Annotated in this window: 16 protein-coding genes and 3 pseudogenes; 13 read left to right on the top strand and 6 right to left on the bottom strand. The window is 41.5% G+C overall.

What is annotated here, in order from left to right:
• Positions 1-203: 203 nt before the first annotated feature.
• Positions 204-596: a hypothetical protein gene (locus DYA43_RS16290; RefSeq protein ID WP_061055916.1), complete on the top strand. Its 393-nt coding sequence runs from the start codon at positions 204-206 to the stop codon at positions 594-596.
• 217 nt (positions 597-813) lie between these two features.
• Positions 814-1,095, top strand: a pseudogene (locus tag DYA43_RS16285) (integrase core domain-containing protein); the annotation flags it as partial.
• Between the two features lie 695 nt (positions 1,096-1,790).
• Here DYA43_RS16285 and cas6f read toward each other — a convergent pair.
• Genes cas6f through DYA43_RS16265 form a run of 4 tightly spaced genes read right to left on the bottom strand, consistent with a single transcriptional unit; the run spans position 1,791 to position 6,537 of the window.
• Entirely contained in the window at positions 1,791-2,381 is a 591-nt protein-coding gene (cas6f, locus tag DYA43_RS16280; protein ID WP_061055915.1) for a type I-F CRISPR-associated endoribonuclease Cas6/Csy4, read from the bottom strand.
• A gap of 4 nt (positions 2,382-2,385) precedes the next feature.
• Entirely contained in the window at positions 2,386-3,423 is a 1,038-nt protein-coding gene (csy3, locus tag DYA43_RS16275; protein ID WP_061055914.1) for a type I-F CRISPR-associated protein Csy3, read from the bottom strand.
• A complete protein-coding gene (locus tag DYA43_RS16270) occupies positions 3,420-5,348 on the bottom strand; it encodes a type I-F CRISPR-associated protein Csy2 (RefSeq protein WP_061055913.1) in 1,929 nt (642 codons plus the stop codon). Before DYA43_RS16270 ends, csy3 begins: the two co-directional genes overlap by 4 nt.
• 4 nt (positions 5,349-5,352) lie before the next feature.
• Positions 5,353-6,537 (bottom strand): TniQ family protein, encoded by a 1,185-nt coding sequence (locus DYA43_RS16265; protein ID WP_061055912.1) that lies wholly within the window; start codon positions 6,535-6,537, stop codon positions 5,353-5,355.
• 234 nt (positions 6,538-6,771) lie between these two features.
• Between DYA43_RS16265 and DYA43_RS16260 the strand changes: the two genes are divergently transcribed.
• A complete protein-coding gene (locus DYA43_RS16260; protein ID WP_081094723.1) occupies positions 6,772-7,299 on the top strand; it encodes a cytochrome b in 528 nt (175 codons plus the stop codon).
• Between the two features lie 302 nt (positions 7,300-7,601).
• Here the strand turns inward: DYA43_RS16260 and DYA43_RS16255 are convergent.
• Positions 7,602-8,777, bottom strand: a pseudogene (locus DYA43_RS16255) (IS3 family transposase).
• 141 nt (positions 8,778-8,918) lie between these two features.
• Here DYA43_RS16255 and DYA43_RS16250 point away from each other — a divergent pair.
• Together DYA43_RS16250 and DYA43_RS16245 are read left to right on the top strand one after the other, a co-directional pair.
• On the top strand, positions 8,919-9,320 hold the full coding sequence (locus DYA43_RS16250) for a hypothetical protein (RefSeq protein ID WP_061055909.1): 402 nt from the start codon (positions 8,919-8,921) through the stop codon (positions 9,318-9,320).
• 163 nt (positions 9,321-9,483) lie between these two features.
• Positions 9,484-10,404 (top strand): annotated as a pseudogene (locus DYA43_RS16245) (IS5 family transposase).
• A 323-nt stretch (positions 10,405-10,727) separates the two neighbouring features.
• Here the strand turns inward: DYA43_RS16245 and DYA43_RS16240 are convergent.
• Entirely contained in the window at positions 10,728-12,095 is a 1,368-nt protein-coding gene (locus DYA43_RS16240) for an MATE family efflux transporter (protein WP_061055908.1), read from the bottom strand.
• A gap of 121 nt (positions 12,096-12,216) precedes the next feature.
• On the opposite strand from DYA43_RS16240, the gene DYA43_RS16235 reads away from it, so the two are divergent.
• From DYA43_RS16235 to DYA43_RS16200, 8 genes are all read left to right on the top strand, one after another.
• Complete coding sequence (locus DYA43_RS16235; protein ID WP_004726979.1) at positions 12,217-13,065, top strand: helix-turn-helix domain-containing protein; 849 nt, start codon at positions 12,217-12,219, stop codon at positions 13,063-13,065.
• Positions 13,066-13,320: 255 nt separating this feature from the next.
• A complete protein-coding gene (locus tag DYA43_RS16230; protein WP_000482741.1) occupies positions 13,321-14,193 on the top strand; it encodes a carbohydrate ABC transporter permease in 873 nt (290 codons plus the stop codon).
• Between the two features lies 1 nt (position 14,194).
• On the top strand, positions 14,195-15,133 hold the full coding sequence (locus DYA43_RS16225) for a carbohydrate ABC transporter permease (RefSeq protein WP_004726978.1): 939 nt from the start codon (positions 14,195-14,197) through the stop codon (positions 15,131-15,133).
• Positions 15,134-15,135: 2 nt separating this feature from the next.
• A complete protein-coding gene (locus DYA43_RS16220) occupies positions 15,136-15,753 on the top strand; it encodes a YesL family protein (protein WP_225869379.1) in 618 nt (205 codons plus the stop codon).
• Positions 15,754-15,773: 20 nt separating this feature from the next.
• On the top strand, positions 15,774-16,994 hold the full coding sequence (locus tag DYA43_RS16215) for an AGE family epimerase/isomerase (RefSeq protein WP_014257547.1): 1,221 nt from the start codon (positions 15,774-15,776) through the stop codon (positions 16,992-16,994).
• Positions 16,995-17,010: 16 nt separating this feature from the next.
• Complete coding sequence (locus DYA43_RS16210; protein ID WP_000543403.1) at positions 17,011-18,093, top strand: ABC transporter ATP-binding protein; 1,083 nt, start codon at positions 17,011-17,013, stop codon at positions 18,091-18,093.
• Positions 18,094-18,241: 148 nt separating this feature from the next.
• Positions 18,242-19,246: a LacI family DNA-binding transcriptional regulator gene (locus tag DYA43_RS16205; protein ID WP_014257546.1), complete on the top strand. Its 1,005-nt coding sequence runs from the start codon at positions 18,242-18,244 to the stop codon at positions 19,244-19,246.
• Positions 19,247-19,434: 188 nt separating this feature from the next.
• Positions 19,435-20,799, top strand: a complete 1,365-nt coding sequence (locus tag DYA43_RS16200; RefSeq protein ID WP_061055907.1) for a phosphohexomutase domain-containing protein — start codon at positions 19,435-19,437, stop codon at positions 20,797-20,799.
• The last annotated feature ends 4 nt before the right edge of the window (positions 20,800-20,803 follow it).

Below are 20,803 nucleotides of genomic sequence, written 5' to 3'. Positions count from 1 at the left end.
TTTATTCTATATTGACTTAAGCTAAGACAATATAGTTTGATTTGGCTTTTGGATTTACAAGTCCGTTATTAACAATAAAACCGACAAACTTTATTGGCATCCGACATCTGGATCATTTCAAATGCGTTAGCTTCATTACTCATCCAAGGAAGAAATTTTCACCGACAGAATGTCAATAGAAACTATTAGATGAAGACAAATTCATGACTATATCAAAACAGGTAGAAATGAGGATAAAGCGCTCAAAACGTGATGTTTACATGCGTGCTGATTTTAGCGATCTTGGTAGTTATTCCCAGATAGGAAAGGCTTTACAACTGATGTGTTACAAAGAAGTTCTAATTAAAATTGGCTATGGTATATATGCCAAAGCTCGACGTAATCGTATCAACAATAGATTAATGTTTGCTGCACATGGAGGACCAAACAGCATACTCATTGAAACTCTTGACCGACTTAAAATTCCCTATGAGTTTTCTGGCTTAACAGCTTCCTACATTGAAGGATCCACAACCCAAATTCCAGCGTCACTAGAAATCAAGATTAAAAAACGGTTTTCTCGAAAACTAGTAATAAATAATATAAAAATCAATTAGATTTTATTAAATATAACAGAATTGGTATCAGTTGAATTTGCTACAACATACTAAAGTAAATCCTTTTGGCAATGAGTAATATTCTAGGTACTGGAGACCTAATAGCCTGACTGTAATGGAAGCTGCACTTTTAAATAGTATTTCTGGAAATGGCTATCAAGTTTTTCGCGTAACTTTGTTCTAATTTTTTGTAAAGGCTACCAGTGGAAATAATGTGTATCGACAACTATGGTGGCGCTATCAAATCAAGAAAAACTTCTCTAAGTGAGATAATTGCTGGGACAATCACCCGACGGAGTGGTTCTTCAGAAGTCTAAAGACAGAATGGATACCATTGTCAGGTTATCGAAGCTTTACCGAGGCAAGAGGACAAATAATTCGTTATATCACAGGTTATTACAACCAGCTCAGATCCCATCAATATAACGGCGGGCTGGCACTCAATAAATCTGAAAGGCTGTATTGGGAAAACTCTAAAACCGTGGGCAATTTTAGATGACCACAGTTTCTCTATACAGGACATTGAGTTTGAAACCTCTTATCAGGGTACAAAGTATATTCACACGATATGGCAACATGATTCACCGACATACTAAAGAAAAGTCGCTTCTAATTGACAATTAATAGTATAAAAAGGCCCGGTTGTCGCGGGTAGGCGTAACGAGTACAGCTGTGAGAGGTTCGGCAGCCATGATTCTTGGGAGTGATACTCGAGGTTCTCCGTCTTAAAAATACGGAATGTCGATAACTATTTGAATGTGCTGGCCAATTTTTCAATATCTACTTATTCAGTAGTACCTGATCACGAGCTCGAATGAAAGTGGTACGTTTGTTATCAACTACTTTTGCAGTAGTATTGAGGATTACAATCCTCAATTATTAGCAAGGCAAACAGTCTTTAAAAGACTATTTGTGAGTTAAATCTGCCTATGCGGCGGTGAACTTGAACGTCCGGAACGGCTTGCGCCCGTGCAAATTATCAGCTGCCTATGCGGCGGTGAACACTTCACATTTACGGTTTCCGTCGCTCGCCATATTATCAGCTGCCTATGCGGCGGTGAACAATGGTCAATTTAAATATAGTGTATATTTATCAATCTATTAATCGGTAAAGCAAAAATAATACCTTTTATTTTAATGGTTAATTTTTTTGTTTAAAAATCAGGAAATTATAGGGCATGAATATTAAATTGGTCAAATGACGGGAACAGGGCAACTTTCAAGTTCTTTATTTGCAAGCCCGTAGCTTGAGAATGCCCATCTTCCATGTGCCACGGTATCTAGTTGTTGATATTGCAAGTTTAACCTGAATGATTGACCACTACGGGTACTGGTTATCGGTATAGAATGATAATGTTCAAACAAAAGGTCTTCTGGGGTAAATCGAGTAGGTGAATCGCCTCTATCTCTAGCGCGTTTCGCCAAACGTTCGGCTCTGATTCTTTGCCCATTCGGTGTCGCTTGGTCGATTTTTTGATTGCGTCGAAAAACAGCCAGATGGCATTCTTCAGGAACCATTGTTGACTCCGATATGTTGAAGTATCCAAGCGCTGTCATGTCAGCAAAGTAGGCTTGCTGAAGCAAAAAGTCTAGCTCTAGCGGGTTGGGTGAGATAAAACTGATTTTGTCACCGATGGTCTCCTTCCGCCACTCGGGAAAAGACACTCCGATAGTGTTGATGGTGTACTTAGTACATACACCATGAAGTACTTTTAGGCAGCATCCGATCAATGCTTCGTTATTCTTTTTGATTGGCAAAAAAGTGACTGTTCGATAGTAAAGCATACTTTCAATCCCCTTTTTCCTGAAATAGTCCACCTTTGATGAGGTTAGCCATAAGGAAGTGCATATCATTGAGTTCGTCTTGATTTAACTTTTTGGTCTCTTTTAGTCGGTCAACAAATTGGTCGGTTCGCTTTAAAATACTAAAGAAGTCCTTTCCTGTATCGGGATGCCGATATGCAGTACAGTTTTCCCGATCTACGCCGTAGTGACCAATCCGAATTGGTACCTCGGCGTCTGGATACCAAGAATCTATTCTGGCGATGGCGGCTCCCGTTTTATAACAACCCATAATGGGGGATTTGATACCCTCAATAACGTTCGACTGATAAAGACGACTATTCCCCTTCTGGGTGGCTTCTTTAAACATTTGGCTAGGGTATAGTTGCGCCATAGTGGGCTTTAACAAGTTGGCTTTAACTTCCAGAATGCACAAACCTAAAGGGACGCTTAACGCTTCTCTAATTTTTTCGACGAGCTCATTCCAGTAGGGCAATTCATGGATAGAACTTTGACCTGAAAGGTATTTTTGTATGTTATCGATGATAATCGGTTCTCCTTCCCAGGGCCACGGCCGAATTTCTATGGCAATGCAATAACTTCGTTTGGTGTTGTGCCAAAGCCAGGTTCCTAGTGCAATATTAGCGAGGTACTTGGTTATCAGTTCGTCTAACCCTGTGTGCTGGTTATACAAGTGAACAAAATCTTGAAGAGTTTTTTTGACGCCTGCATCTGAACATTTATAAGGTGTGAGCAATGCAGAAGAAAAGGAAACGGAGAAGCAGCACTCTATTGATTTAGCTCCGTATGGCACAGAACAATAATCCAACTCATGAATATTGCCCTCGACCAGCGTATTCGTTTTCAAGTTGCTTCGTACAGCACCGGAATCGTCATAGCCAACGTGTGAGCCCTCGTTGAGTCCAACGATTGTTCGGGTGTAACAAGGCAGTGGCTCTTTATGTTCATCTGGCCAAACGACTAAAAAGGCAACATCAGAAGGGGAAATTGAGCGTTCAAAAGCTAAATGGGTCGGAAGTTTCATTTGATGCTCCTTGGGAGTAAGCAAACGCCAAAGGGTTTGACCTGATAACACCAAAATAGATCATCTAAATTGGTCGCTCGGGATACGGGTTGGGATTTCACATATCCCAAGATATTTTCGACAAAGGCGTGAGGATAATCTCGCAGAGAGTCGGGTTTCACCGTTGGCGGTTCTAAATACTGGTATCCCATTCCCGTTAACCATAGATTTCTGCGATTGACAGCGATACCGACGAGTGAATCTGTTGATGTTAACGACAAGTCCGCTTCAAACGACAACCAAGTACCGAGTGGATTTTTTATTGCCTGTATTGCGGTGAATGGCTCGGGAAACGTCGCTATGTTTTGAATGTCATCAATGGGCAACCAAATCGACCCTCTTGCAAAGCGTTTTGGAAGTAATGCAACGATTTTGTCGGTGGATATCGTTTTCGATTCCGGTGTTTTGATAATCAGACTGATACAACTATCGAATTGCCAATCATCATAGATGGCGGGAGGCGCAATTTTTTCTTTCTCATCTTTATTTGCTTTTGTTTTTTTTATCGCTTCTTTGGTTAACCCTCGTTTTTCCAGGTGGTAGTTATGGATGCAAATGGCAAAACTATCAATGGTAAAACTCGTCAGCACACGATGTACGTTTCGTTCAAACGCATGGATAAATCCATAAAGTGACATCATCGAGAATAGTCCTACACTCACCGACGAACTCATGGCTGAACCTCCACATATCCTTAGCTCTGGAATTAAGAGGTACTGGCTAGTCGCTGCCGGTTTTCTCTCTTCTTTGGAACTGTTATTTTCTATATCACTTTCAATCAGCTGTATAAATAACCGGGTCAACCTTGGTTGATATGCGTATTTTTCGACAATACGTATGGATGCTATGTCATTATTTAATTGTTCGGCTAAGGCGGTAGGGGAGAGAACATCCGTCTTTGTGACGGTGGTTAACCAACGATTGATCATCGCGCGAATGTCGGACTTTACTGTTGTCATGTGACGCAGTTTTTTAATTGGGGTCGCTAGCCATTGTTCGGACCGTAAATACTGCTCCATCGCTCGAATGGCTTCTTTGGTGAGCCAGTTCGCTTGTTTTGAAATGCACTGGTGTCGCTTATCTTTTATGTATGGTTTCGTTTCAATCAGGCGAAGTCGACCACCACAACTGGCGGCAAGTAGCCCCATATTCGGTGCACGGTCAAAGCTCATGAGTGCTGTTTGTCGATGATGCTGTTCCAGCGATTGGTAAACAAAGCATTGCATAGCTTGGGATGCAATGGGAGAGAAAGATAGATAGCTATCCTGTCCATCCGGAAAAGACACTTGGCTGAGATAATTACCGGTTAAATCGACATCAGTTAACTCATTGGCAATTTGAGAAAGCGCCTTGACAGCCTGTTTCTTAGTATTTTCATAGCACCCTAATTTTTTGAGTGCCTTCCAAAGTGGGTGTTCACTATCAGCCAAGGCTTTGGCTAAGCAGCATGCTTGTCCTGCCCATAGAAATTCAGATGTAAAAAACAGACAGCGGTTGATATCGGAAGAGTCCTTTGAATAAGACCACCCTATATTAGGCAATTTGCTCGACGTGATAAAATAAGCAGGAAGGTTATCGGGTGCTGCAGTTCGAATAGTGCCTGTCGAACGAATATCTGGAAATTTAACATTATGGCTGTGCCGGTATTGGGCTGTTTTTAAGACTGCCGCCCACCATTTGTCATCCCTTAACTTTTCTTTACAGCGAGTCCTGTCCATGAGGTTTTTGTTGGTTATGCCTTTTTCTGTCAGGTTGACCAAGATAGTCAGTGCATCAAGCGGATTGTTGGTAATATCAATGAGTGGAGATAGTGGCCGAAATGCTCGCTTAGTGCTGCTTACAAGGTCCTCAAAGTCAGTGGCTGCTAATAGTTCATCTAACGTCATAGGATTACCATCGAGAAGTATAGAACGAACGATTAAACTCATCGGTCTGAAATTCGGCAAGCCAGAGACAGAATATGTCACCGAAATGGAATAAGTAGTTTGTATAACTCAAGGGCTCATCGTGCTTTTGATGCCTCATAGCTACTAATAGCCCTTGCTCAACCATCGACGCCAATTGCTCTATATCGCAATTCAATACAAGAGCAGCTTCTAAAGCGTTCAACTTCAAATTGGCAATTAATCCATTGTTCTCCCATAAATGACTTTCTAGGTAGTAGAACAGTTCTCTCAGGATCAGGTTGTATTGGAGGTTTCGTCTCGGAAGGTTAATGGCACCAAAGAGCAACTCGCCGATTAAGTCTTTGAGTCGCCATTCTTGAGGTGCCTGTAGGGAGTACTCTTGGTTATGACTTAGTGTTTGTTCGATTAGATTATGGAAGGATTCCGGCCATTGACGCCAAAAAGTAGAGAAGCTACAGGTCTCTAGTACCTCCGTATTTTGATTTCTCATCCACCAATGAATCGTTCCCCAGCGATAACTCGCTGGGAGCTCCGGTAGCCACTTGATGGTTTCTCCGGCTAACCAAAGTGAAATTTCTAATGAGTCAATTTCTGGTTCATTTTTCGATTGAGTGATTGTTGTACCGCATGAGGAGCACTGTAAACTCAATCCGTTTATACGGTAATCGTAGGGCTCGCCACATTCGCAACGGAATGTCAGTAGCTTCTGATGGATATGACAACAATCATAACCTTCAAAGTGCCAAAGGTAATTGGCATAGCCTTGTTCAATCAAACAGCTTGAGCAGCAAGGAATGTGTTTCGTTCGGATTAACGATTTTGGAAGTATTTCACCAGCCCGAATCACTGATGTAGTTGATGGCGAAAATTTTAGTGGTGACCGGCTGATGGCTAGACGAAGTAAATCTGCAGTTTCTGTAAATGTTAGTTGACTGATGTATTGAAGTGCATGACTTCTAGCTGCGGAACTTCGCTGTGATGAAGATGGATTTATTTGTCTAATGTCAGTCGGGAAAGTGGTAAATCGTTTTGAGTCGATATGGCAAAGGTAATGTTTTAGCGCCACCAAGAAGCGATTGATGTTTTCATAGCCATTGTTGTTTGCTACCCGTATCAGATAGCTTTCAAGGCTTTCATCAGCCTGCGGTTTTGGGCGTTGCAATAACATTGTTTGTCTCTCTCACCAAACTGTTTTTACTGTACGTCCAAATACACTCATGTTGATAACTTAAATGACAGTTTTTGGCTAAATGTCACAACTAGTAGTATGGATAGCCACCGAGTCAGCAAACACTAGTTCGTCCAATCTTCACTCATAATATAACTTTCAGATTAGTCTCATTTCAATTGGCTTATGTATCAGTAGAATTTTCGCCTATCTTATTGGTTAGGACGCTTAAAAATGAAGACAAATATCGACCCAATTACGCGATGGTTCCACTGGTTCATGGCGAGTATCATTCTATATGCCACGGTGGCAGGCTACTATATGCATTTTGTTGTAAATAGTCACCCTAAAATATTTAACTTTCTATCAACATTGAACATGTCTCTTGCTACTGTTGCGGCACCTGTGTTTGTTGCTAGATGGGTATGGTCATATTTTAGACCATCTGAAGGCAACGTTAAAAATAAAACCACTTACTCAGCAGTAGTTAGTTTAGCGCATGCTATATTATATTTTTTAATGTTCATGGTGTTTATAAGTGGATTTTTTATGCTAACGGATGGGTATTATCTTTTTTGGCTTATATACATGCCAAACTTAATTACCAGCGTAGATATAAATGGTTTGTTTTTTACTATACACAGATTTTCATGTTTGGCGCTATTTAGCTTGGTTTTGGTTCATATTAGTGCTGCTCTATATCATCACTTTGTGATGAAAGATAAAATTTTGCTTAGGATGTTAGGTAAAAATTTGCAGTAATTAATTTGGGAAAATGTATTTCGCTGCCATTTTTCATTGAGCGCTAAATAAGGTAATGGCGTTTTTACCACCTCATTTGGTGTTCGAGATCATTAAGCTGCTAAAATCTATGCTTAAGTCGAACGAAATGGGGTAGGTCTTAATTTTAGTGAACTCCATTATATCTACGGCTCACTCGATATATGGCAGCGTACGTGTCTCAAGGCTCACTTCTATTCTCTCATATTATGCTCAACTTGCTGCTCAACTGACCCCCTATCTTTCTTAAAACACAATTATATGAATGCAGCACCAGTGTGTGGTCAACTAAAATTGGCCACGGTTTTAGAGTTTTCCCAATAATCGTTCTGACTCATTGGGAGTTAGACCACCGTTATACTGATGTGGCCTGAGTTGGCAGTAATATCCAATGATGTAGCGAGTGATCTCTTGTTGAGCCTCAGCAAAGCTACGATAACCCACCGTTGGCACCCATTCCGTTTTCAGACTTCTAAAGAAGCGCTCCATCGGCGCATTATTCCAGCAATTTCCTCGGCGCGATAAACTCTGCTTTATTTGAAAACGCCACAATAATTGGTGGTATTTACGACTGGTATAGTGACTACCTTGATCGCTGTGGAACATGACACCTTTAGGCTTACAACGAGACTCATAAGCCATCGAAAGAGCTTTGCCTGTTAGCCTAGAATCAGGTGATAACGACATCGACCAACCAATCACTTTGCGGGCAAAAAGATCGATAACAACCGCTAAATACATCCACCGATTACCTGTCCAAATATACGTAACATCGCCAGCCCAGACTTCATTTGGCGCAGTAACCGCAAACTGACGACCTAAGTGATTTGGAACTTCAATATGTTCTTGTGAAGCTTTTCGGTAACGATGTCTTGGTACTTGGCAACTCACTAACCCAAGCGTTCTCATAAGCTTTGTCGCTCGGTATCGGCTCAGATTTACACCCTGATTTGTGACTATATCTGCAATGGTTCTCGCTTCCGCAGAGCCATTGCTTGCGGCATGAGCCTCACTGACCAAGCTGCGCAATTTTACTGTTTCAGCATTAATTACCGTTGGGCGTTTAAGCCAATAGTGATAACTACTTCGATGAACATTGAAGACTTCGCATAATGTTTTTACGCTGTAGCTCTGCTTGAGTTTCTTGATTATCAAGAATTGTTCAGTGAGTCCGACATCAACAGAGCCGTGGCTTTTTTTAATATTTCATTATGCTCTTCAAGGTGAGCCAACTTCTTTTTTAATTCCCGAATTTCTATTTGTTCAGGGGGCATCGGTGAAGCTTTAGGTGTTTTTCCTTGGCGCTCTTCTCTGAGCTGGCGAACCCATTTATCCATCGTGGACTTGCCCACATTCATGGCTTGGGCTGCTTCAGTCACTGAGTAGTTTTGGTCTAGGACTAACTGCGCTGCTTCTAACTTAAATTCTGCGCTAAATAGTCGTCTTGTACGTTTTGTCATAGTGTCACCTGTTAACTTATGAGGTGATGATATCACCTCTAACTAAGTGACCAAATTCACTATGTCACTACAATCAGTGCTAAAACTTCGATTTTGTTTGCCCGTATTCTTGTCCGACTTAAAACTGCTATTGACTCAGTTTTGTTAGCCGTTGATGTGCGCTTAGATGCTAGTTATGAATTTCCGGAAACTTTTACTGATGTACTGCAAGGGCGTGATCTTATACATTCTCTTAAGCAAAAGAAGTTAGAAGATGGGCATTATGGTAAGCGTCGAGCTCTCGATGATCTTGTTCGAGTTTCAGGCGAGTTGGAGAGTTTAATAGATAAGCTCGTACCATTTATTAGCTATATGGAGACGGATGAACTTGCACTTTACTCGATTCTTGAAGACATACTAATTTTTGAATATATCGGGCAGCATGACGAGTTTCCACCTAAATCTACATTGCTTGCAGATGAGTTTCCTACAATTGTCAAAGCGTATTATGATTGCCAGAAAGTTCAAGGAGTCGAAGTTACCCCAATTTCATGGAGAACTTGAGTGCGCACATAACAAAAGAATCGAATTGACTCGTTATGCTCGTCATTTTTTGTATGGAGTTCGGTGCACTTTGTTGGTTCAACGGGCTTTGTTGCTTAAATCGGTGGAACTAAATCAAAAATCTACGATCTGATCGGCTATACCCATCAATCGTCGTAGCCTCATGCCTAAACCTCGTTACAAAACAACTAACTGGAAGCAATACAATAAAGCCTTAATCAACCGTGGTTCTCTGGCCTTTTGGATTAATGAGAAAGCGATAGCCGAGTGGAAGCAAAACAAACAAGGCAAGCGTGGTAGACCTCGCCGATTCAGCGACTTAGCCATTACTACCGCACTGATGGTGAAACGCGTTTTCTCTATACCATTGAGAGCGTTGCAAGGTTTTCTAGACTCAGTATTTAAGCTGGCTAACATCCCGCTTGTTTGCCCGCACTACACCTGTATAAGCCGCCGAGCTAAGGAAGTTGAGGTCTCATTTAAAACCAAAACCAGAGGTGCGATACAACATCTGGCAATTGATGCCACTGGCCTCAAGGTTTATGGCGAAGGTGAATGGAAGGTCAAGAAGCATGGAACTGATGGGAAGCGAAGAGTCTGGCGTAAGCTGCATATCGCGGTAGATACAAGCACCCACGAAATAGTCGCAGCAGAGCTGAGCTTATCTAACGTAACTGATGCCGAAGTGCTCCCCAACTTACTCAAGCAGACACGTCGTCAAATCATTGAGATATCAGGCGATGGCGCTTATGACACAAGGAATTGCCATGATGCCATACGGATCAAGCGAGCTGTTCCGCTCATCCCGCCAAGAGAAGGAGCAGCCTTCTAGGAACAAGGGCATCCTCGTAACTTAGCGGTAGGTTGCCAGAAGCTCTACGGCTCCAACAAGAAGTGGAAAAAGAGGTATGGCTATCATAAGCGCTCTCTGTCAGAGACCGCAATGTACCGAGTAAAACAGTTGCTAGGTGGGAAATTAAGTCTAAGAAATTACAATGCTCAGGTTGGCGAGACTTACGCTATGATCAAAGCGCTGAACAAGCTTACAGGACTTGGTATGCCTGAAACTCGGTATGTTGTTTAAGAACTGAACAACATGGGGCTACCATGTCTTCTCACCGAATTAAGCAACAAAGCCGTTTTCATAGCCATTGTTGTTTGCTACCCGTATCAGATAGCTTTCAAGGCTTTCATCGACCTGTGGTTTTGGGCGTTGCAATAACATTGTCTACCTCTCTCGCTAAACTGGTTTTACTGTACGCCCAAATACACTCAGGTTTGTGACTGAAATAACTATTTTTCGCTAAATATCACATTTAGTTGCGTATATAATTTGTCGAATCTTGAGTAAGTGCGGCGTGACGAAATAGCTGAGTGTAAAATCTCGAAGCGGGACACACTTCTCTTCTAACTTAGGACGATTTCATCAGTCAAATCTCGAAGCCAGACTTTTGTTCGATAGCGTCGCCAACACATAAACAACTTGATTAATTCTTCAATGAGCATGAGTGCGTAGACGTATTGAAAATCCATCTGCATGAAAAATGCGCCGACAGCTGTAATGGGTATACCACACAGCCACATTGCCACGAAATCGGTGCGTAAACAGAATGCATTGTCGCCTCCTGATCTTAAAATGCCATTGATCATAATCATGTTAATCATTTTCAGACTGACAGCGATACTTAGTATTGTTATTGCGGGTTTTGAGATTGGCAAAAATTGTTCTGAGTCCATTGCCAATAAGCGTAAAAGCAAAGGTTGTAGTAAAAGCAAAACAGCAGATGAAATAATACCGAGTAAGCCAAAGACCTTAGTAAACATCACGGATGTCTTGAATGCATCGTCATAATTTTTCCCGCCTAAACGTTGTCCAATCATGACAGAACAAGCGACAGAAAGCCCAAAGAACAACGAATAACACAGCGATTCAAATGGGCCTAATGTGCTGTATACCGCAAGTTCCAATGTTCCCATGTGGCCAAAAATCGTCTGATAGACCATTGTTCCCATGGCCCACAACAATGAGTTTGCAACAGCTGGAATGGCTAGTCTTCTATAAGTGATTCTAAGCGTGGCGCTATCTCTAAGTTGAGAGACTGACTGTAGCCAATGTCGTTTGATATGAAAGTAACTCAAAAAAACGGCAAGCTGGACAATCCTTGATATTGTGGTCGCTAAGGCGGCTCCGGCAACACCTAATGCTGGCATACCAAGATTTCCAGATATCAGACCGTAATTCAGTATGATGTTGATGGCGATCGTCATTACTGCGATAAGTAAGGGTGTAAAAGCGTCATTCGTAGAGCGCATGGTTGACTCGAATACGATAACTAAATGGGTCAGAAGTAATACGGGGGATGCGTACCACAGATATTCAGAACCGAGTCGGACGACATTCATGTCATTGGTTTGGATATGAAGTATATGATCCGAAAACACAACAAATATGACACTGATGGGGGTCAAAAGAATCGTTCCGGCTTTGATAGCAATTATGGTGACCGTTTTGGCTGATGTTGGGTCGTTCTTCCCCCAAAATTGTGCAATTAAAATGCCACTTGCAGTCGATAGACCCGCCATAAGCATGATAGCGACGAAGTGCCATTTAGACGCAAGACCGACCGCCGCGGTCGCTTCTGTCCCAAAGTTACTCACCATCAATACGTCAGCTAAAGACAGTATTGCGACTAAAGCACTTTGTATTGCAACGGGCAGGCCGATTCTGACCGTTTGAGAAAGCAAATTTTTGTCTTTATTATCGATTTGAAACATGTAGGCTACGTCTCATCGTTGAATGAATTTGGATGTGCGAACTTTAAGCGAACGAATAACGATTGAGAATGTTGTGTTCAGGTGAAAATCTGTTCGAATCCGTCATGTGAGAGGTTAAGCAATGTGTAAAATTTGGAATGATGAAGTTTATCTTGCTGCCGAATGTGAAGAGCGCTTCCTTGTTGCGTCCGATATCGCAGAGATGAAGCAGTATGATATTTTCATGGCTGGTCTTGCTCATCTTAAAGAGGGTTATCGAGTCGAGCGCTCTCGGCCTGATATTCATACTGTGCTGGTGACATTAGAAGGCGCGGGAGTACTTTCTACAGATGAAGGTGTTTTTGATATATTGCCCAATACAATCACAGTACTACCGAGTGAGAAGCCATTTTGTTTTGAGCTTGCTTACCCATGCAAGTCTTGGAAAATGGTTTGGCTCCTTTTACATAGTTCAGACACTTGGACAAATTTGTTACGAATCAATCGTCCGGTTATTCACTTTGATGCTTGTGAATCTATTTGGTCTCTTACTTCGTTGATTTACAGAGAAATTGGCGGCCGTTCTGCTTTTAGGAACATGATGCTAAGTGAGTTGGCGAAAGTATTGTCTAGTGTTACCGCGAATATTTCAGATACTCATATGCGGGTACTTAGTGTGTTGAATAGCGTCGAATCGCAACTGCATCTTGATTGGAAAGTGTCGACAATCGCTGAACTTACTTTTCTGAGTGAAGAACAGTTAAATCGTGTTGTTAAGCAGCTTGTTGGTATGTCGCCGCGTGATTATCTTTTAACTTTACGCATGAAAAAAGCGACGGATTTGCTGAGCCACAAAGATTGGTCGATAGCGATGATTGCTTTACGATTAGGTTACAAAGACCCTAATAACTTCACTCATCGGTTTAAAAAGCACTTTGGAAAGCCGCCTACTCACTACAGAGCATCATTATTACCAAGCAAATTAACTTAAATTCGTAACGTTTCGATTTTGTTGAATTCTCATAATTAGGAGAGAATCTTGTTTCTTTAACAAAGCGGACATATGTGGGCTTTGATCACAAATGATAGGGTGGAGAGGTACTGTTTATTGATCCGTTTCACATTAACCTTATGTGACGCTTATAGTTGATTGCGATGACAAAATCGTAACGTTAAGATTTGTTCGGGAATGAGATGAATTAGTCTGACTGAACTAGTTGAAGGTTGGACGTTATTGGGAGTTTTTATGTTTAACTTAACGTTAAAGCAGCAGCAGAGGTTGATTATCGTCATGTTCTTGGCGATACCATTGACATTACTATTTACCTTTTCGTATTACCCTGCCAGCCAACTGTTTTACATGAGTGTTACCGACTGGGATGGTTATGCACCAGTCAAAAATTTTATTGGTCTAGAAAATTATACGTACTTATGGGAAGAACCTGATCAGTTGAATCCTTTGTTAGTGACGTTGTACTACTTTGCAGGCGCGGTCATTCAACTGACTCTGTCACTGTGGTTTGCTGTACTGGTCAATTCCAAACTCGCTGGCCGGAATTTGTTTAAGACACTACTTTTTATCCCGTTTGTTTTGAATGCAGTCGCGGCCTCGATGGTTTTTCAAATTTTCTACCAAGTCGATGGCGCGTTAGATAGCTTCTTGATCTTGATTGGTTTGGATGATTGGATTAAGCCTTGGTTAATGGATCGCAATGTTGTTAACTGGGCGCTTGTTGCAGCATCGATTTGGCGTTATTTGGGCTTTAACCTAATTCTATTTTTTGGTGTCTTACAGTCGATTCCGCAAGACCAATATGAAGCCGCACGAATTGAAGGGGCTAGTGAATGGCAACAATTCCGCTTTATTACGTTACCTTCCATTAAACTCGTGATCGGATTGCAAGTGCTGTTAGCATTTGTGGGGTCCCTGTCGGTGTTTGAAATCCCTATGATCATTACGAAAGGTGCAAACGGAACCAAGACCTTTGTAATGGCTACATTGGAAACTGCATTCAATTTCAATGATTTTGGCCTTGCCTCTGCGATGGCAGTGCTACTGCTGATGATCGTTGTCTTGTTTATGATTCTTCAAAAAGTGTTGTTTAAAGGAGAAAACTGATATGTCTGAACAAACCACTGCAACGACATATGAAGAGCAACTGGTTATCAATAGAGTTGAGCGTTCTAAACGAGAAATGCGAAAAGCCCGTTTTAGAAAAAATATGTCAAATCCTTCATGGGTATTTTGGTCAGGTTTTAAGTATCTCACATTAGCTTTGGCTTCATTAGCTGTACTTGTACCACCATATTCTGTTCTTATGGCATCGTTTAAGACACTGGATGAGTATTATAATACGAGTAAGGTTGGTATACCTGATTCGTTTCTTAACTTTAGTAATTATATTAAAGTGTTTACCGATGGTGATCTCGGTTTAGCTTTTCTCAATACCGGGACTATTTTATTAATTTCGTTGTTTTTTACTATCGTCTTCGGAACCCAAGTTGCCTATGTGTTATCGAGATTTGAATTTCGTGGGAAGAAGTTAGTTTTATTAGCTTACGTTGTTGCTATGGTTATACCTGCGGTTACCACACAAGTCGCGACCTTCGAAGTTATCAAGTCATTGGGATTAATCAATAATAAAGCTTCAGTCGTATTATTATATATTGGTGCTGATGTTGTAATGATCTATGTTTTCCTTCAATTCATGAAAGGTATTCCTGTCGAACTTGATGAGGCCGCAAAAATGGAAGGGGCATCGTATTTTCTTATCTATAGAAAGATTATTCTGCCTTTGTTGAAACCAGCAATAGCGACCATCATCATCCTACGAACTATTTTTATCTACAACGATTTTTATTTCCCTTTGTTGTACTTGCCAGAATCTTCACAGGTAACAGTATCGACAGCTCTCTATAAATTTACATCGGTATTCGGTACGGAATGGACCACAATATCTGCAGGAATTATTATTATTCTTGTACCTTCGGTCGTCATCTTCCTATCCCTACAGAAGCAAATTTATGCGGGTGTAACTAACGGTGCGGTGAAGGGATAAAGATGATGTCAACGTCGCCTTTGATCAATTTTTGTCGGTGGTTATCGCGTTTGGTTTGGTTAAATATTACATGGGTTTTGTTCACACTACTCGGTGGTGTTGTCTTTGGTTTTTTCCCTGCGACCGTCACAATGTGTTTCATCATCCGACAATATCTTAACGGTGCTGAAAAATCGACGATCAAGACGATGTGGACTGTCTTTAAACGTGAATTTTTACGAAGTAATAAAGTTGGTTGGGCAGTATTAATACCTACATTATCACTTCTCTGGTACGTAAATTGGGGAATAATAAATTTAAGTGAATTGTATTCGCTTATAGCAATAAGTTTCTTCCCTTTAACGTTATTACTAATCGCATTAATATACTATTTGATGATTCAAATCAGTATTTATGATACAGATGGAATAAAAAATAATTTTGTTAGTGCTTTATCATTGTTGATAAATGATAAGCAGACATTCCTAATGACGATTTTGGTAGGGATGATATTAGTATTGTTTGGTTTGTTCTTTCCGATAATCTTTTTGTTATTCGGTCTTTCACCTATATGTTTTTGTACAATTGCCTTGCTTTGGTTGAAAAATAGTGAATTCCAATACAATGCGTATGATTCATAACCAAAATTACGAGAGAAATTATGTTAGATTTAAATAAGTTTAAAAATGAGATTGCGGCAGAAGCTGAGCATATTCTAGATTTTTGGCTAAAATTCCAAGATACAAATCTAGGTGGATTTTACTGTTTTGCCGATTTTGTTGGTAACATTGATCCGGAGCATGACAAAGCTGTTCTACTCCATTCAAGAATATTGTGGACGTTTTCTGCCGCATACAGAGTCTTAAAAAAAGAAGCGTATCTACAAGCTGCTGAGCATTGCTACCAATTCCTCGTGGATAAAGCGATCGACAAGGAAAATGGTGGCGTCTATTGGCTTTTAGATAAAAATGGTAACGTTACGGATTCGCAGAAGCATGTTTATAATCAAGGATTTGCTATTTATGCGTTGTGCGAATTCTATTTAGCGACAGGCAATCAAACGGCTTTAGATACAGCATTATCGCTCTTTGACTTGATAGAGAAACATGCCTTTGATGTGGCATACGGTGGTTACCGAGAAGCATTTGATCGGTATTGGAACCCAATAGAGAATCAGCTGGTGTGTGACACTGCAGAAGGCATCCTCGCTGAAAAATCAATGAACACGCACTTACATGTATTAGAAGCGTACACCGTGCTTCACCAAGCAACACAACTTCCAAAGGTAGCAGAAAAGCTAGAAATGTTATGTACATTGATGTCCACAAAAGTTGTGGATGAGAATATGCATTATGGCCTGTTTTTTACCCGTGATTGGCGCTGCGTTTCTAAGGATGTGTCCTATGGGCATGACATTGAGGGTTCCTGGCTTATCGATCTAGCGGCCCATGAGTTAAACAACGAGCAATTGTTGACGCAGATTGTTGACCAAAGCTATGAAATGGCGATAGTGACGAGTACTGAAGGCGTTGATAAAGACGGCGCCGTTTTCAATGAGTTGCGGGAAGGTCATTTACTTGACTCCGATCGGATTTGGTGGGTTCAAGCCGAAGCCATGGTTGGATTTTTCAATGCATATCAGAAAAAACAAGCGCCAATGTTTCTAGAAAACGCTCAGATGTGCTGGAACGTCATTAAAGGACAGCTAAAAGATCGCCTAAACGGTGAGTGGTTTTGGAAAGTCAATCGGTATGGGAAACCCTACAAGGAGACCCCTAAAGTTGAGCCTTGGAAATGCCCATATCATAACGGGCGTGCTTGTATTGAAATGATCAAACGAATTGAGTTAGTCGGTGCTGCTCAAAAGGCCACAATTGTATAAACGTGAGGATGACAACATGCATGCTGTAGAAGTAAAAAAACTAAATAAATCTTTTGGTAAAACGGTCATCCTAAATGACATTGATTTGGAAATGGAAGCTGGAGGCTTCACGGTGCTTCTGGGGCCTTCTGGTTGCGGTAAGTCGACTCTGCTTCGCCTTATCGCTGGATTAGAAGATGTCACTTCTGGCCAAGTGGTGATTGGCGGTAAAGACGTGACGCTCGCAGACCCTAAAGATCGTGATATCGCTATGGTATTTCAATCCTACGCGCTGTTCCCTCATATGACGGTCAGTGAAAATATCGGCTTCGGTATGAAAATTAATAAGAAGCCAGCTGACCAGATAGCGCAGCGTGTGAAAGAAGTTGCTGATATGTTGCAAATTGGTCATTTGCTTGACCGAACGCCGGCTCAATTGTCTGGTGGACAAAGACAACGTGTTGCCATTGGTCGAGCATTGATGCGACAGCCCAAAGTGTTCTTGTTTGATGAACCATTATCTAACCTCGATGCAAAACTACGTGGTGAGATGAGGCTCGAGTTGAAAAAGCTACATGCGACTTTGGACTCAACGATCATCTATGTGACTCATGACCAAATTGAGGCGATGACTCTGGCGACCAAAATCGTACTGCTGAATAAAGGTATCCCACAGCAAATCGGGACACCTTATGAGATTTACAACAAGCCAGCGAATGTGTTTGTCGCGAAGTTTGTGGGAGCTCCGCAGATCAATTTGTTGAAAGGTCTGTTGTATAAAGAGGGCGACCGATGGGGGGTACTGGTTGATAATATATGGATCCCTGTGGATGGGTATGAGTTTTCAGAGAAGCCGGTAAGTGATCGTAAAGTGTTATTTGGTATTCGTCCTGAACATGTGACTCAATCACCGCTCAATAGCCATTTTGAGATTCAGTTGCCAGTCAACGCTTTTGAGATGACCGGTTCTGAAACACTTGCGGAGTTTGATATGTATGGGCAACCGCTGAGATCTAAGCTCGATGCTAACCAGCAAATCAAGAATGGAGAATCGCTCAATCTGCATTTGAATCTTCAAAACGTATCGATTTTCTGTGCTGCTACTGAAGAACGAATTTAGTCTATCTATACTCTCCACTAATAAGAACAGGCATTAACTGCCTGTTTTTTTTGATTCAGTTAAAATTTTACCAACATAGACTTGAGTCCTGATTGCTTCAATGCGACACTTTCTTAACGTTACGAATTTTTGCAGCCCGAAGAAATTTATGTCTAAAGCTACGTTAAAAACTATTGCTGAGTTTACTGGATTATCGGTTACCACGGTCTCTCGTGCTTTGAAAGACGGAGATGATGTCAAACAACCCACGAAAGACAAAGTAAAAGCAGCAGCAGAAAAGCTAGGGTATCGACCGAATCTTTCTGGTTTAGGATTGAGAACGGGGATCAACTACAATATTTGTGCGATTTTACCGGTGACAAAACCCGGTGATATTGTCGGTGATGTCGGTACTCTAGCGCTCATCGCCGGGTTGACTGCGGGCCTTGAGGGAACACCATTCCATCTGACAGTGTTACCTTTAGAACCGGGACAGGATCCGCTGATTCCGGTCAAATATGCTGTAGAAAACAACTTGGCTGGTGGTATTATTTTTAACCTGACTCTGACTCAAGACGAACGAGTGACGTATCTCCACGAGCAAGGTATTCCATTTGTCACTTTTGGTCAGACGGAGATGAGTGTCGAGCACGCATATGTCGATATCGATAACTATGATATCGGGTATCGAGCGGCAAGTTATCTATACGACAAAGGATGTGAGCATATTCGTTTGCTCAGCTCCTCACAAGTATATACCTACGCCTGGCATAAGTATTACGGTGTCAAAAGGGCATCCATGGAATACGGAATGTCTTTTTCCAAAGACAAAGACATTATCTTTGACACTGATGTTGATAACTATCGAGATTACGCAAAACGATTGATGGAAGGAGAGAATGCTCCAGACGGTATCATCTGTGGTTCTGAGATCAGTGCTTGCGGTATGATTGCCGGGATTCAAGATGCGGGTAAACAGATCGGAAAAGACATAGAATTGATTGCGGTAGAAACGTGTGATTTGCCTAGCTTTTTTATGCCGCCAATTCCGGGTTTAAGGCAAGATTTTCACAGTGTCGGTAAGATGTTGTCTCGCTACATCGTCAAGTGTGTTGAGGGGGCGGATCCAAAAGATCTGAGATATGTCGAAAAAACAACGCTATATCCTCGATAACTAATTACGGTGCAATCGTAAGCCTTTCATTTTTGAGCCAGAACGAGAAGTTCTGGCTTTCTTTTTAGTGTTGTTTCGCCTGTTAAAACTCAATATACATCACACTTATTGTCTAAATAATGCAGATGTTCTTGAAACTTTTTGGCAAAAACTCAAAAATGGTAACGTTACGATTTCTGGAGAGAATAATGGAAAACTTAGTCCAAGCATTTAAAGCTTATGACATTCGAGGTCGGCTGCCAGATGAATTGAATGAAGATATTGCTTACCGAATTGGTCGAGCATACGCGGAGTATCTTCAGACAAAACAAGTCGCGGTTGGCTACGATATTCGTTTAAGTAGTGAGTCTTTGGCATCTTCACTTCGCAAGGGGCTGATCGATGGTGGTTCTGAAGTCATTGACCTAGGTTTAGTTGGAACAGAAGAGGTCTATTTTGCGACGAGCCATTTAAACCTCGATGGCGGCATCATGGTGACTGCTAGCCATAATCCGAAAGAATACAACGGAATGAAGCTTGTTCGCGAACAATCCAAACCGATTAGCGGTGACACGGGTTTAAATGACATTAAGGCGCTCGTACAGTCCCAACCCTATTTACCTTCCAACGATATTGCTCTTTATGACAAAAAATCGAAACGTTACGATATATCGGGTGAGTATACGAAACATTTGCTTGGTTACATCAATAAAAGCGAACTAAGGCCATTGCGTATCGTCGTGAATGCAGGCAATGGTGCCGCTGGCCATATGATTGACAATCTAGAAGCTCATTTACCGTTTGAGTTCATAAAAATCAATCATACGCCTGACGGCAATTTCCCTAATGGGATACCGAACCCATTATTACCTGACAATCGACAAGCGACAATTGACGCCGTTATCGAAAAGAAAGCCGATTTTGGTGTTGCTTGGGATGGTGATGTTGACCGCTGTTTTTTATTTGATGAAAACGGTTGTTTTATCGAAGGTTATTACATCGTAGGTATGTTGGCTCAAGCGTTTCTTGATAAAGAACCGGGTGCAAAGATCATACATGACCCTCGATTAACGTGGAATACCATCGATGTAGTTTCGAATTCTGGTGGTGTTGCCATTCAATCAAAAACTGGGCATGCGTTTATCAAAGAGCGAATGCGTCAAGAGGACGCTGTCTATGGTGGGGAAATGTCTGCACACCATTATTTCCGAGACTTCGCTTATTGTGACTCGGGTATGCTGCCTTGGTTATTGATTGCTGAACTCGTATCAAAAACAGGTTTGAGCTTATCTCAATTCGTATCCAAAGCTCAAACCTGCTATCCAATTTCGGGCGAGATAAATCGTACTGTTCCGAATCCTGAAGTTGCGGTTAACCGAGTCTGGGATGCCTTCATTGATAGTGCGGTTGTGACAGATATTACTGATGGTATCAGTATGGAATTTGAAGATTGGCGATTTAATCTACGCTCCTCCAACACTGAGCCTGTTGTTCGTTTGAACGTTGAATCGAAGCGTAACCCTATCTTAGTTGAACAGAAAACAAATCAGATTCTGGCGCTGTTACAACAGTAGTACC

Origin of the sequence: Vibrio fluvialis, assembly GCF_900460245.1 — a bacterium.
GTDB lineage: Bacteria > Pseudomonadota > Gammaproteobacteria > Enterobacterales > Vibrionaceae > Vibrio > Vibrio fluvialis.
This window is presented reverse-complemented; position numbering and strand designations above follow the sequence as displayed.

What these genes read in the sequence shown, in the direction of transcription:
- DYA43_RS16205 (WP_014257546.1), top strand. Translation starts at nt 18,242, where the DNA reads ATGTCTAAAGCTACGTTAAAAACTATTGCTGAGTTTACTGGATTATCG.
- DYA43_RS16235 (WP_004726979.1), top strand. Translation starts at nt 12,217, where the DNA reads ATGTGTAAAATTTGGAATGATGAAGTTTATCTTGCTGCCGAATGTGAA.
- DYA43_RS16225 (WP_004726978.1), top strand. Translation starts at nt 14,195, where the DNA reads ATGTCTGAACAAACCACTGCAACGACATATGAAGAGCAACTGGTTATC.
- DYA43_RS16230 (WP_000482741.1), top strand. Translation starts at nt 13,321, where the DNA reads ATGTTTAACTTAACGTTAAAGCAGCAGCAGAGGTTGATTATCGTCATG.
- cas6f (WP_061055915.1), bottom strand. Translation starts at nt 2,381, where the DNA reads ATGCTTTACTATCGAACAGTCACTTTTTTGCCAATCAAAAAGAATAAC.
- DYA43_RS16240 (WP_061055908.1), bottom strand. Translation starts at nt 12,095, where the DNA reads ATGTTTCAAATCGATAATAAAGACAAAAATTTGCTTTCTCAAACGGTC.
- DYA43_RS16270 (WP_061055913.1), bottom strand. Translation starts at nt 5,348, where the DNA reads ATGACGTTAGATGAACTATTAGCAGCCACTGACTTTGAGGACCTTGTA.
- csy3 (WP_061055914.1), bottom strand. Translation starts at nt 3,423, where the DNA reads ATGAAACTTCCGACCCATTTAGCTTTTGAACGCTCAATTTCCCCTTCT.
- DYA43_RS16260 (WP_081094723.1), top strand. Translation starts at nt 6,772, where the DNA reads ATGAAGACAAATATCGACCCAATTACGCGATGGTTCCACTGGTTCATG.
- DYA43_RS16200 (WP_061055907.1), top strand. Translation starts at nt 19,435, where the DNA reads ATGGAAAACTTAGTCCAAGCATTTAAAGCTTATGACATTCGAGGTCGG.
- DYA43_RS16290 (WP_061055916.1), top strand. Translation starts at nt 204, where the DNA reads ATGACTATATCAAAACAGGTAGAAATGAGGATAAAGCGCTCAAAACGT.
- DYA43_RS16265 (WP_061055912.1), bottom strand. Translation starts at nt 6,537, where the DNA reads ATGTTATTGCAACGCCCAAAACCGCAGGCTGATGAAAGCCTTGAAAGC.
- DYA43_RS16210 (WP_000543403.1), top strand. Translation starts at nt 17,011, where the DNA reads ATGCATGCTGTAGAAGTAAAAAAACTAAATAAATCTTTTGGTAAAACG.
- DYA43_RS16215 (WP_014257547.1), top strand. Translation starts at nt 15,774, where the DNA reads ATGTTAGATTTAAATAAGTTTAAAAATGAGATTGCGGCAGAAGCTGAG.
- DYA43_RS16220 (WP_225869379.1), top strand. Translation starts at nt 15,136, where the DNA reads ATGATGTCAACGTCGCCTTTGATCAATTTTTGTCGGTGGTTATCGCGT.